This window comes from Micromonospora sp. NBS 11-29, assembly GCF_002140155.1.
Taxonomy (GTDB): domain Bacteria; phylum Actinomycetota; class Actinomycetes; order Mycobacteriales; family Micromonosporaceae; genus Micromonospora.
Map to the genome: position 1 here is coordinate 173732 of NZ_NAPR01000007.1, position 12141 is coordinate 185872.

The following is a 12141-nucleotide window of genomic DNA, read 5'->3' on the forward strand; positions in this document are numbered from 1 at the left end:
CGGCGCGCTCGCGGTCCGCCTCGGCGTCGGCGGCGCCGACCGGAATGCCGTCGCTGTCCCGGGTGGCCCCGGACAGGTCCACGTCGGCGCCGGCCCGGGCGGCGTCGGCCGCCGCGTCGTCCGCGCCGACGACCTCACCGCCGCCGCTCTCCCCGTCTTCGGGGACCAACTGGCCGGCGGCGGCCAGCCCGATCGTCGCGTACCTGGGGTCGGTCATCTCGTCCTCCTCACCGGTGCTCCTGTCTCACCGGTACCCCGCGGGAGTGCGGTGCACACCGCCCCGGTCGGGGCGGTGCGCACGGCCGTCAGTGACAGCTTCCGGTGCCGCTGTCGCGGTAGGTCTGCCCCGCCACCGGCACGAACTCCCAGTCGTAGGTGCTGGCGTGCAGGGTGAACTTCAACACCCCGTACGCGCTGCTGTTGCGCGCCTCGCTGTTGGGCTGGATGGTGCCGAAGCCGTAGTGGCTGGCCCCGCCCATGCCGGCGACGAAGCTGCGCAACCCCCGCGATGAGTCGTAACCGCCGTTGGCGTTCATCGGCGCGAACCGCTCGTACACATGGTTGTGCCCCCACACGACGACGTCCGCGTTGTTGTCGTAGAGCGCCTGGTAGAGCGGGCGGGTGCCGGTCGACGGGGCGTGGTTGGAGCTGGACGTGTAGAGCGGGTGGTGCCAGTAGGCCAGCGTGCACGGCTTGGTGCTGGCCGCCAGGTCCGACCGCAGCCACTGCTCCTGCGCCGACCCGGCGGACATGGCGATGTTCGAGTTCAACGACACGATGTGCCAGTTGCCCAGGTCGTAGGAGTAGTAGCCGCGCCCACTCGGTCCGGCCTGGCTGCCGAAGTAGCTGTAGTAGGGGCCCGCGCCGGAGGTGTTGTAGTCGTGGTTGCCCGGCGAGGGGCGGGTACGCGCCTTGTGCCGGCCCCAGGTGGGCGCGTAGTAGGCATTGAACTCCGACGCGGTGCCGTTGTCGTAGACGTTGTCGCCGGTGGTGAACACGGTGCCGGAGATGCCGTCGAGCAGCGCGGCGGTGGCCGTGTCCCCGGAGCCGGAGTTGGCGATGTCCCCGGCGCCGACCAGCACCGGGTCGGCCGACGGTGCCGCGCTGCCGGTGGTGACCACCAGTTGCGGGGCGTTGGCGCCGCTCTCCCGGGCGTCGTAGTAGGCGCCGTCGCTGCTGGTCGAGGTGACGCCGAAGCCGACCGTGCCGTTGCCGGTGACGGCCGGGGTGACGTCGACCTCGTACCAGCCGCCGGGCCCGACCGACCCGATCGAGCCGAGCGTGGCCCCGTCGATCGCCGGCTGGTTGTTCCAGGTGGCGCCGGTCTCCGACCAGGTGGTGGTGGACATGGCCCGCACCGTGCCGCCGAGGTCACTGCCGTTGTTGCCGCTGATCGTGTGCAGCCGCAGCTTGGCGCTGGTGACGGTGCCGCTGACGCCGCCGACCGAGAACCGCAGGAATAGCCGGCGGACCGGGGAGTTGTCCACCACGACCTGGGTGGCGGTGCCGTAGTTCGTGCCGGCCGTGTCGCTCTGCACGTACGTGTCGGCGACCGCGGTGAACGTGACGCTCGCCGCGGACGCGGTGCCCGGGCCGGTGAGGACGGCGGCGGTGCTGGCGGCGACCAGCACCGCCGCCGCGCCCAGCGTGACCNCCGTGGGGTGATGACAGCCCACGGAATGTAGGAACGTCGATGGGCCGGCGGGCGACGGCCGGATGAACGGCGCATCCGGACAGGGAAACTCCTCGATGTTCTCGTGCCGTTCGCCAGCCGCACATCCGGGCGGCACCGACCGTCCGTTGTGGCCGCGCGGCGTCGCCCGCACGATGGCTGTCCGTCCAGGCCGTCGACCGCGAGGGGACCATCCGTGTACCTGTCGACCGTGTCCCGGCCGGCCGCCGACGCACCGGCCGCCGGCCGGCCGCGCCGCCGCCTCGCCGGGGTCGGCGGCACCGTCCTGGCGCTCGGCACGGTCAGCCTGATCACCGACGTCTCCGCCGAGATGGTCACCGCCGTGCTGCCGCTCTACCTGGTGCTCGGGCTGAACCTCAGCCCGCTGGCGTTCGGCGTCCTCGACGGCGTGTACACCGGTGCGACGGCGGTGCTGCGGGTCGTCGGCGGCTTCGTGGCCGACCGGTTCCGGCGGCGCAAACTCGTCGCCGGCACCGGCTACGCGCTCTCCGCCGTGGCCAAGCTGGGGCTGCTGCTCGCCGGCCGGTCGGTGCCGGCGATCGGCGCGGTGATCGCCGCCGACCGGCTCGGCAAGGGCATCCGCACCGCGCCCCGCGACGCGCTGATCACGCTGGCCACGCCGCCCGACGCGCTGGGCCGGGCGTTCGGCGTGCACCGGGCCATGGACGGCGTCGGCGCGTTCCTCGGGCCGCTGGTCGCGCTCGCGGTCCTGTCCGCCGTCGGGCCGAACTACGACGCGGTCTTCGTCGCCAGCTTCTGTGTCGCCGCGCTGGCCGTCGTCGTGCTCGTGCTCTTCGTCCGGGAACGCCCCGCGCCGGCCGGTCCGGCCCCCGGCACGCACGACCGGCGGGTCACCGTACGCGAGGCGGCCAGCCTGCTGCGCGACCGCGCGACCCGCCGGCTGGTGCTCGCCGCCGCCCTGCTCGGGCTCGCCACCATCGGCGACGGCTTCGTCTACCTGCTGCTGCAACGGCGCGAGGACGTCGGCCTGCGCTGGTTCCCGCTGCTCGCGGTCGGCACCAGCCTGACGTACCTGCTGCTGGCCGGACCGCTCGGCGCGCTCGCCGACCGGGTCGGGCGGCTGCCCGTGGTGGTCGGCGGCTACGCCGCGCTCGGCGGGACGTACCTGCTGCTCGCCGGCCCGCTGCACGGCTGGCCGCTGCTCGTGCTCACGCTCGCGTTGTACGGCCTGTTCTACGCGGCCACCGACGGCGTGCTGATCGCGCTCGCCGGGCCGGTGCTGCCGGCCCGGGTACGCACCACCGGCATCGCGCTGGTGCAGACCGGCCAGGCCCTCGCGTACCTGGTCTCCTCGGTCCTGTTCGGCCTCGCCTGGCAGGTCTGGGGTCCGCGCGCGGCCAGCGGCGTCGCCGCCCTGGCGGTCGTCGCCGCGCTGCTGGTCAGCGTGTTCCTGCTCGGCCCGATGCACCGGAGGTCGCCCCGATGATGTCGACGCGTGCGAAGCTCGCCATTCTGACCGCCTCGGTGGTCGCGCTGGGCGCGCTGGCCGCCGGGTACGCCGTCGTGTCGGCCCGGCGCACCCCGGCCCCGGCCGCAGCCGCCGCCGACCGGGCGGTCACGCTGCGCCCCGGGCCCCGGCTGCTCGCGGTCACCGACCGGCACGCCTCCACCGCCGCGCTGGCCGACCCCGCCGGCCCGCGCGCCGTCTCCGACCGGGAGTGCCTACGGGTGTACGCGGCGGCCGGCACCGGCGTCTGCCTGGCCCCGAGCAGCCCGTGGTCGTACCAGGTGGTGGTGCTCGACGCGGAGCTGCGCCCGACCCGACGCCTGGACGTGCCGGGGCTGCCCAACCGGGCCCGGGTCTCCGCGTCCGGCCGGATGGTCTCCTGGACCACGTTCGTCGGCGGCGACTCGTACGCCGGCGGCGGGTTCTCCACCCGCACCGGCTTCCTCGACACCCGCACCGGCACGACGGTGACCACGCTGGAGCAGTTCGCGGTCCGGCGCGACGGGCGGCCCTACCGCAGCGCCGACGTCAACTTCTGGGGCGTCACGTTCGCGCGCGACGACAACGTCTTCTACGCCACCATGTCCACCGCCGGGACGCGCTGGCTGGTGCGGGGCGACGCCGCCGGGCGGATCGTCGAGACGGTACGGGCGAACGTCGAGTGCCCGTCCCTGTCACCGGACGGCACCCGGATCGCGTTCAAGGAGGCGGTCGACGCGGACCCGGGGAAGGGCTGGCGGCTGTCCGTGCTCGACCTGCGCACCATGCGGGTCACCGCCACCGCCGAGCGGGCCAGCGTCGACGACCAGGCGGCCTGGCTGGACGACGTGACGCTCGCCTACACGCTGCGTTCCGACGACGGTCGCCCGGACATCTGGTCGGTGCCGGCCGACGGTTCCGGTGCATCCCGGCTGCTGCTGCCCGGCGCGGAGTCGCCCTCCCCGCTGACCTGACGGCCGACCGACAGCAGCAGGCCGGTGGCGGCCAGCACCGCCCCGGCGCTCGCGGCGTAACCGGGCAGGCTCGCCGGAATGCCCAGGTAGACGGTGATGCCGAGGATGCGGGACAGGCCCCACGGCAGCAGCGCCATCTGGTCGTTCCAGACGGTCAACGCGCGTTCCGCGCCGACTGCGGCGACCAGCCCGGCGAGCACCGCCAGCGGCACCCCGGCGGCGGTGGCCGTCAGCCCGGCGGCGCGGCGGCGGGTCATGCCGTACCGGTCGCGCAGCACCACGGCGGTCGCCACGAACAGCCAGCAGAACGCCGCCACCGCCACGGTCAGGTACACCGCCCGGCGGGTCGGCGCGGTCCAGAACACGAACCAGTAGCGCCCGGGCCCCCGGCCGGCGAGCACCGCCAGCAGCAGGGTGCTGCGCAGCAGCGCCACCCCGCCCACCACCGCCCACAGCGCGAACGGGTCCCGCCGGCCCACCGCCAGGCGGGCGACCAGTGCGAACAACGCCCACCCGCCGAGCGTGACCAGCAGGTGCGCGGGCGCGGCGAACCAGGTGAACACCAGCCGGCTCGCCACCAGCACCACCGCCGGCACCAGCCAGACCAGCACCCGGTCCAGCCGCGAGGCCGGCGTCGGCAGCGCCGCCAGCCGCCACGGCCGCAGCGCGCCGACCAGCAGCGCCCGCGCCGCCGCGCCGCCCGGCCCGCGCCCGCGCAGCCCGAGCACCACCACGGCGGCCACCAGGACCAGCAGCGCCCGCGCCACCCAGGCCATCGCCGGGTCGCGGTCCGCCCGCTGGGCGCCGAGGTCGGCCGCCGTGAAGCGGTACGCCGGCAGGTCCACGTCCCCGCCGTAGCGCTGCCGGTGCCGGTCCCGCGCCTCCCGGTACGCGCCGGCAGCCGACCGCCAGTCGGCGTAGGCGGCGTCGGAACCGGTGTCCAGCCACTGCGCGTGCCGCAGCACCATGGCCCGGTAGGCGGCCAGCGTCGCGAACAGGTCCACCTGGTAGTCGAGCGTGTCGACGAAGCGCTGCCGCAGGCCGGCGTCCCGCCACGTCGCCGGGTCGGTGCCGGCCACCAGGTCCCGCATCCGTCGCGCGGTCGCGACCGCCGCGCCGCCCTCGGCGACCGCCGCGTCCACCCGGTCGCCGGTGACCGCGTAGATGCTGTCCAGCGCGGCGGAGTCACCGGTTGGGATGTCCCACTCGAAGATCCACATCATCGGCGGCGGTTCCAGCCCGAGCGCCCGCACCGACGTGTCCGCGTACGGGCCGATGTAGAGGCCGGTGGTCACCGCCGAGCGGGACAGCGCCATGGCCCGCCCGATCGCCGCCACGGTGGCCGGGTCGGCGGAGAACGTCCGGTACGCCCAGTCCGCCGTGACCTGCGCCGGGTCGGTGCCCGGGTCCCAGGCCAGCCGCGCCACCCCGTACGTGTTCACGTCGTAGAGCTGCCAGAAGCCGGTACGCAGGTAGAGCGTCATCGGCCCGGCGCGCAGCGGCCCGCCGTCCTGGGTCCAGTTCCACACCCCCTCCACGCGCGGGTTCGCGGCGAGGAACGCGCGCAGCGCCGCGGCGTGCAGCGGGCCGAGGTCGTTGGGCAGCGCGCCGAACCCCTCGAACTCGCGCCGGGCCTGGAACTCCACGATCCGCCGATGCTCGCCGGTCAGCAGCGTGGTGTTGAGCGGCAGGTGACTGTAGAAGTCGCCGAGCGTGTACTTCGTGGACACGATCAGGTGCGGGTCGTCGAGCCCGCCCAGCACCCGCGCGTACGACTCGGGGTTGGTGTGCAGGTCACCGACCGCGCCCACGCCCACGGTCCAGGTCCGGAAGATGATGTCCTTGCCGGCGCGGGCCGCCGGGTCGAGCAGCGCCCGCAGCATCGCGCGCACGCCCTCGGCGGTGGTGACCGCCAGCTTCGACGTGTAGTCCCACCCGCTGCCCGCGTAGACGTCGCCGCCCTCGCCGACGCGCACCATCAGGCCGGCGACGAACGGCATGGTGGTGAACAGCTCGGCCAGCCCGGCCCGGTAGACCGCCCAGAGCCGGGGATCGGTGGTGTCGAGCGAGCCCACCGTCTCGCGCAGATACGCCTCCAACGGCGGCGACACCGCGAGCATGTCGGTGAGCAGGTAGACCCGCAGGCCCATCTCGTCGGCGTACCGGAAGACCGGGCCGAACGCCGCCACCATCGCGCGGGCCCGGTCGACGTGCGGGTCGCCGGCCGGGTAGACCGCGTGCCCGTCGCCGACCTCGGCGAACGTGACGTACTCCAGGAAGCCCGGCACCACGACGCCGTTGTACCCCTGCGCCACCGCGTGGTCGACGAACTGCCGGAACTGCGCGTCGATGCGCGCCACCGCCGTCGCGTCCACCCACGGCGCGCGGGGCAGCAGTGCCGGCGAGACGATGTCGGTGTTGAGGCGGTAGTCGTCGCCGGCCGCGAACGCCGCCGGGTCCGCCTCGCGCCCCACCGCGCCCGCGTCGGTCAGCCGCAGCCCCAACCGGGGCGTGACGAGCCGCCCGGCCTCCGCCGACGGCAGCACCTCGGCGCCCGAGCGGATTCGGTCGGCCAGCCGGTAGAGCCCGGCCGTCACGCCCGCGAGGCCGCCGGTGACGGTCAGCTCCGCCCGGCGAACCCCGATCCGGTACGACTCCGGGGCCTCGCCGCCACCCAGTTCCGCCCGCAGCCGGGTCACCGTCGACATGCTCGCGGCGCTCGCGTTCCGGCCGGTTCCGGTCGGAGCCGTGTTCGCGTTCGGGCCGGTGCGCGCGTTCGGGCCGGTGCTCGGGTTCGGGCCGGTGCTCGGGTTCGGGCGGGTGCTCGGGTTCGGGCGGGTGCCGTTCGGGCCGGTAGTTCCGGTGCTCGGGTTCGGGGCCGGTGCGGTCGGCCCGGCCCGGGTGACCGTGGGGCGGGGACGGCCCCGGGCGGCGAGCGCGTCGGCGACGGCTGCGGCGGCCTTGACCGCGCGGAGCCGGTCCGGCACGACGATCGAGGTCAGCGGCGGCACCGCACCCGGTTCCCGCGGCGGCACGGCGACGGCCGTCTCGCGCGGCACGTCGGCCGGGGCGTGGCTCAGCCCCAGCGCCCCGTCGACGCCCCAGGCCACACCCGCCCCGAGCAGCAGCACCACCAAAACGGCGGCCACCGACCGATACGGACGCCAACCCCGAGCCACCCCCGCATCGTAGTGGCGGCCCGACGCGGCCCCCCGCCTCCGATGCCGTGATCATGAGGTTGGCGGCTTGTTGATCTCCGTTGATACCGCCAACCTCATGATCACCCTGGCATCGAAGGCTCGCCCACTGATCAGATCTTGGTACGGATCCGCCCCTCCGGGGGCGGATCCGTACCAAGATTCATCAGGCACCACGATGCGGAACATCAATCTCAAGAAGCGATACGGAGTGGTGTTCCTGGCGTTCTCGGCCGAGCGGGGCACGGCGGTGGAGGTGGCGGTCCGGCACCTCCGGCCGGGCCAGGACGTGTACGTGTGCGGGCCACCCGCCATGCTCACGTCGGCCCGACGCGCCCTGGCCGGGGTGGCCGCCGAACGCCTGCACCTGCCGAGGATCGGGGCGCGGTGACGGCCGCCGGCCTCAGCCGACGGCGCAGATCACGTCGTCCAGCAGGCGGAAGGTGCGGCGGTGCACGGCGATCGCCTCCTCGTCCCCGGCGAGCTGCGTGCTCAGTGACAGCACCGCCACCCGGGAGCCGTCGGCGCTCACCCCGTTGGCGGTGCTCACGCCCAGCACGTCGCCGCCGTGCGACCAGTAGCCGCCGCACCGGTTCGGGGTGAACATGATGCCCAGGCCGTAGCGGGCTCCCGGCATCAGGTCCTGGAACGTCTCGGCCAGCACCGTCTCGTGCATCTGGGCCATCTGGCGCGGCTTGAGCAGCCGTCCCCGCTGTAGCGCCTGCCAGAACCGGGCCAGGTCGGTCGGCGTGGTGACCATGTTCCCGGCGGCGTCGGCGGCGGTCGGGTTGAACCGGGTGGTGTCGGTCAGCTCGCCACCGGGCGTCCACTGCTGGTACGCGGTCGCGTGCGGTGCGGGCAACGTCGACCGGTCGCCCGGCGTGGCGGTGTGCCGGAGCCCCAGCGGCCGCAGGATCCGATCCCGGACCTCCCGGTCCCAGGGGCGACCGGTCACGCTCCCGACCACCATCCCGGCGAGGACGTAGTTGGTGTTCGAGTAGTCCCACCTGGTGCCGGGCGGGAAGACGGGCCGGTGGCGCATCGCCAGCGCCACCAGGTCGCCGGCCGCCCAGTGGTCGAAGCGGTGCACCCGGTACCCCTCCTCGGAGGTCAGCAACGGCAGGTCGTCGGTGTAGTTGGGCAGCCCGCTGGTGTGCTGGAGCAGGTTGCGGACGGTGATCCGGCGGCCGTCGTTGCCGTTCCCGGTGACCACGCCCGGCAGCCACCGCTCGACGGTGTCGTCCAGCGACAGCCGACCCTCACCGACCAGTTGCAGCACCACCACGGCGACGAAGGTCTTCGTGTTGCTGCCCATCCGGAAGTGTCCGTCGAGCGGAACGGGCGTACCCCGGGAGAGGTCGCCCACGCCGGCCCGGGCCCGGACGGTGACGCCGTCCGAGCGGCTGATCCCCTGGACGCCGGTGACGCCGAGCCGGTGCAGGTCCCGCACCGCCGTCTGGAGTCGCCGCTGGTCGACGCCCGGTCCGACGGCGGCGGCGGCGGGTGTGGAGCCGGCGGTGACCAGGCTCAGCGTCACCGACAGGGCGAGAGCCCACCGGCCGGGAAGTCCGCGCATGTCATGTCCTCCATCCAAGAGCGGGTAGGTGGCCTGACGCTACGGAGTCGACCGCTCGCTCTCCGATCCTGTGGACCCCCGGATCGACGGTCGGGTCAACCCCACCTCGGGAGCCGTCCGGGCCGTCGCCCGCCCTCCCCCGTAACCCATAGGACGGTGCGACGGCCCGGACGGGTGGCGGCGCGATCGGCGCCGCCGGTCCCCGGTCTCCCGCGTGGTGCTCCTCGTCGTCGTGTGCCGACCATGGGTGGACCCGGCGGGCCGGGTGAACTCATCGGTGCCGGGTGTTCGCGTCCGTCCTTGGTGTGGGCTAGATTCGAACAGGTGAGCGAAGTGGTGAGCGTCCCCGTCGAGACGCAACTCGAGACGTACCGGTCGGAGCTGACCGGCTACTGCTACCGGATGCTGGGCTCGGCGTTCGAGGCCGAGGACGCGGTGCAGGACACCTTCGTCCGGGCCTGGCGCAACTTCGACCGGTTCGAGGGGCGCTCCGCGCTGCGCACCTGGCTCTACCGCATCGCGACGAACGTCTGCCTGAGCATGGCCGCCAGCGCGCAGCGTCGGGTCCGCCCGATGGACCTCGGCCCCGCCGGCAGCGGCACCGCCACCCACCCGGGCGAGCCGCGCCCGGAGCAGATCTGGCTCGGTCCGGTCCCCGACGACCGGGTCCTGCCCTCGGCCGGCGACCCGGCCGAGGTGGTGGCCGGGCGGGAGTCCGTCCGGTTGGCGTTCGTCGCGGCGTTGCAGCACCTGCCGCCGAAACAGCGGGCCGTGCTCATCCTGCGCGAGGTGCTGGCCTGGTCCGCCCAGGAGGTCGCCGACCTGCTCGACACGTCGGTGGCGAGCGTCAACAGCGCGCTGCAACGCGCACGGGCCACGATCGCGTCGGTCGACACCGCCGAGGACGTGCACCGGCCGCTCGACCACGAGCAGCAGGCGCTGCTCACCCGCTACGTGCGGGCCTTCGAGGCGTACGATCTCGCGGCCCTCACCGAGCTGCTGCACGAGGACGCGACGTTGTCGATGCCGCCGCTGCCGCTGTGGCTGCGCGGGCACCAGGACATCGTGGCCTGGATGACCGGCACGGGCAGCGGTTGTCGCGGCTCCCGCCTGGTGCCGGCGGTGGCGGCCAGCGGCATGCCGGCGTTCGGGCACTACCGGCGCGACCCCGACAGCTCAGGGCACCTCCCCTGGTCGCTGATCGTGCTGGGGCTCACCGGCGGCCGGATCACCTCGCTCAACCNGAGCGCGTCGGCCAACCCGAGCAGGCCGGCCAGCTCGCGTAGGCCGACGCTCGCGCCACGGACCTCCAACCGCCACCCGAACCGCCGAGCGGTCAGGCGGAGTCGGGCCACGATCTCGACCGTGACCAGGTCGGGCCGGGTCACCGCGGACACGTCGCAGACCACCACCCCCCGGTCGCGGCCGCGTAGCGCCTCGGCCAACTTGGCGCAGTAGCCCGCGACGTCCGCGCGGGTCGACGTGCCGTCGGCCAGACGGAGCACGAGTGTGGTCACCCGGATCAGACCGGGGTACGACCGGATTCTCATCGCCCTCGCGAGGCTCGGACCACCGCGGCGGTGCCCGGCGGTCCCGCAATTTCTCCGGTCATCTCGCCGGAGGCAGTTACATCGACGTTAACTGCTATACCAATCATCGGTGGGCGGCTATATGATCCCCGGTAGCTCACCTCACAGCCTCACAAAACAGCAGCTCCAGCACGCCTCAGGCCGCCGTGGGCGGTCCGATCCACCCCGCCGTAAATGGCGTGGGTAATTGCCGGACGCTGCGTCAGCCTGCCGGAAAGGTGGGAACGATGACGGTGATCCCGTCGTTGGTCATCGGCATCGCATCCTCGGCGGCCGAACGTCGACAACTCGCCCAACTGCTCGCCGGCACCGAGACGTTCCTGATCGTCTCCAGCGCCCACCAGGCCCGCCGCTTCCTCGACCTGGTCCGCCGGCCCCCGGTCACGCCGGTGCCCGTCGCTCCGAGCGTCGACACCGAGCCGCCGCCCGAGCCGATGACCATGCCGCCCCCGGTCGTGCCGGTCGCCGACGCGCAGTCGCCGGCCGGGCTGCTGGCGGTGCCGGTGCCGGTCGTGCCGGTCGCCGCCGCGGAGTCGCCGGCTGGGCCGTTGGCCGTGCCGCCCCCGGTCGTGCCGGTCGCCGACGCGCAGTCGCCGGCTGGGCCGGTGCCGGTGCCGGTTGTCGATGTGGAATCGCTGGTCGGGCTGCTGGCCGTGCCGCTACCGGTCGTGCCGGCTGTCGACGTGGAGTCGCCGGCTGGGCCGTTGGCCGTGCCAGGGTCCGTTGTGTTGCCCGTCGACGTCGAGTCGGGGGCGATGCCGGCGTCCGTCGTCCCGCCTGGCGGCCTCCGGTTCGACCGGTCGGGCGGTGTCGATTCGGTACGGTCCGGTGGTGTCGGGTCGCCGGCTGGGGTGGCGGTGGAGCTGCGGGTCGGATCGGCGGCGCTGGAGCTGGCCGTCGACTCCGACCGGCGGGTGCTGCGCTGGCGGGAGCGGGAGGTCGGCCTGACCCCCCTGGAGCACGACCTGCTGGTCTGTCTCACCGGCACTCCCGGCCAGGTGTGGACGTACGCGCGACTGCATCGCGCGGTCTGGGGCACCGACCACCTCGGCCGGCGCTCCGACATGCACTCGGTGGTCCGTCGACTCCGGCGCAAGCTGTGCCGCCTGGACGCCCCCGCAACGATCCACGCCGTCCGAGCCGTCGGCTTCCGCCTAACCCCCTCCTGACAGCCCACCCCCGCCCCCACCCCCACCTCACCCGTCGATCAAGGAGTTCGCGTCCCGGAAGGCCCCTTCCCGCGACACAAACTCCTTGGTCACCGCCCACCCCTGCCCCCACAGTCCCGTTGACCATGAGATTGGCCGCCGAGCGTGTCCGGTTTGTCGGGGTTAACTTCATGATCGACGGGGAGGGTCGACGGGGAGGGTCGACGGGGAGGGTTGGTGGGCGGGGGGAGTGTGCGGGCGGGGTGACCCATCCGGTGTGGTGCGCCGGGCCGGCTGCCTGTGGGGGCCGGCAACCCGATCGTCTGCGTCGATCAAGGAGTTCGCGTCCAGGGAGGGCCTCTCCCGCGACACGAACTCCTTGGTCACCGCACGGCCCGGCCCTCGCCGTGTTGTTGACCATGAGGTTGGCGGCGTTGTTGATCTCGGTTGGTGCCGTCAACTTCATGATCGACGGGGAGGGCGGCGGGAGAGGGGGCGGGGGAGGGTGGGGAGGGGG

At 73.9% G+C, this 12141-nt stretch carries 9 protein-coding genes and 1 pseudogene; 5 read left to right on the forward strand and 5 right to left on the reverse strand.

Annotated features, from left to right (window positions below):
* Both B1205_RS11110 and B1205_RS11115 read right to left on the reverse strand, forming a co-directional pair.
* The coding region (locus B1205_RS11110) for a hypothetical protein (RefSeq protein ID WP_089155840.1) at window positions 1-217 on the reverse strand (217 nt) is incomplete at its 3' end.
* 88 nt (window positions 218-305) lie between these two features.
* Window positions 306-1826, reverse strand: a complete 1521-nt coding sequence (locus B1205_RS11115; protein WP_441338466.1) for a CBM96 family carbohydrate-binding protein — start codon at window positions 1824-1826, stop codon at window positions 306-308.
* Between the two features lie 42 nt (window positions 1827-1868).
* On the opposite strand from B1205_RS11115, the gene B1205_RS11120 reads away from it, so the two are divergent.
* Together B1205_RS11120 and B1205_RS11125 are read left to right on the forward strand one after the other, a co-directional pair.
* Window positions 1869-3140: an MFS transporter gene (locus tag B1205_RS11120; RefSeq protein WP_089155540.1), complete on the forward strand. Its 1272-nt coding sequence runs from the start codon at window positions 1869-1871 to the stop codon at window positions 3138-3140.
* Window positions 3137-4114 (forward strand): TolB family protein, encoded by a 978-nt coding sequence (locus B1205_RS11125; RefSeq protein WP_254909854.1) that lies wholly within the window; start codon window positions 3137-3139, stop codon window positions 4112-4114. The genes B1205_RS11120 and B1205_RS11125 overlap by 4 nt, the downstream gene beginning before the upstream one ends.
* On the opposite strand, the gene B1205_RS29025 is transcribed toward B1205_RS11125, so the two are convergent.
* Entirely contained in the window at window positions 4000-7263 is a 3264-nt protein-coding gene (locus B1205_RS29025) for a hypothetical protein (protein WP_254909855.1), read from the reverse strand. The genes B1205_RS11125 and B1205_RS29025 overlap by 115 nt on opposite strands.
* A 226-nt stretch (window positions 7264-7489) precedes the next feature.
* Between B1205_RS29025 and B1205_RS11135 the strand changes: the two genes are divergently transcribed.
* Complete coding sequence (locus B1205_RS11135; RefSeq protein ID WP_140158012.1) at window positions 7490-7702, forward strand: hypothetical protein; 213 nt, start codon at window positions 7490-7492, stop codon at window positions 7700-7702.
* A 12-nt stretch (window positions 7703-7714) separates the two neighbouring features.
* Here the strand turns inward: B1205_RS11135 and B1205_RS11140 are convergent, their stop codons facing one another.
* Window positions 7715-8887, reverse strand: coding sequence for a serine hydrolase domain-containing protein (locus tag B1205_RS11140; protein WP_089155543.1), 1173 nt, complete (start codon window positions 8885-8887; stop codon window positions 7715-7717).
* Between the two features lie 402 nt (window positions 8888-9289).
* Here B1205_RS11140 and B1205_RS11145 point away from each other — a divergent pair.
* Window positions 9290-10069, forward strand: a pseudogene (locus tag B1205_RS11145) (sigma-70 family RNA polymerase sigma factor); the annotation flags it as partial.
* Here the strand turns inward: B1205_RS11145 and B1205_RS32890 are convergent.
* The gene (locus B1205_RS32890) at window positions 10042-10437 is read right to left on the reverse strand and encodes an STAS domain-containing protein (RefSeq protein ID WP_089155544.1); all 396 of its coding nucleotides are present in this window, start codon (window positions 10435-10437) and stop codon (window positions 10042-10044) included. The pseudogene B1205_RS11145 and the gene B1205_RS32890 sit on opposite strands and share 28 nt — an antisense overlap.
* A gap of 266 nt (window positions 10438-10703) precedes the next feature.
* Between B1205_RS32890 and B1205_RS31240 the strand changes: the two genes are divergently transcribed.
* The gene (locus tag B1205_RS31240) at window positions 10704-11645 is read left to right on the forward strand and encodes a winged helix-turn-helix domain-containing protein (protein ID WP_254909857.1); all 942 of its coding nucleotides are present in this window, start codon (window positions 10704-10706) and stop codon (window positions 11643-11645) included.
* Window positions 11646-12141: the final 496 nt, after the last annotated feature.

Coding starts and splice junctions, on each gene's coding strand:
- B1205_RS11125 (WP_254909854.1), top strand. CDS start 3,137: ATGATGTCGACGCGTGCGAAGCTCGCCATTCTGACCGCCTCGGTGGTC.
- B1205_RS11135 (WP_140158012.1), top strand. CDS start 7,490: ATGCGGAACATCAATCTCAAGAAGCGATACGGAGTGGTGTTCCTGGCG.
- B1205_RS11140 (WP_089155543.1), bottom strand. CDS start 8,887: ATGCGCGGACTTCCCGGCCGGTGGGCTCTCGCCCTGTCGGTGACGCTG.
- B1205_RS31240 (WP_254909857.1), top strand. CDS start 10,704: ATGACGGTGATCCCGTCGTTGGTCATCGGCATCGCATCCTCGGCGGCC.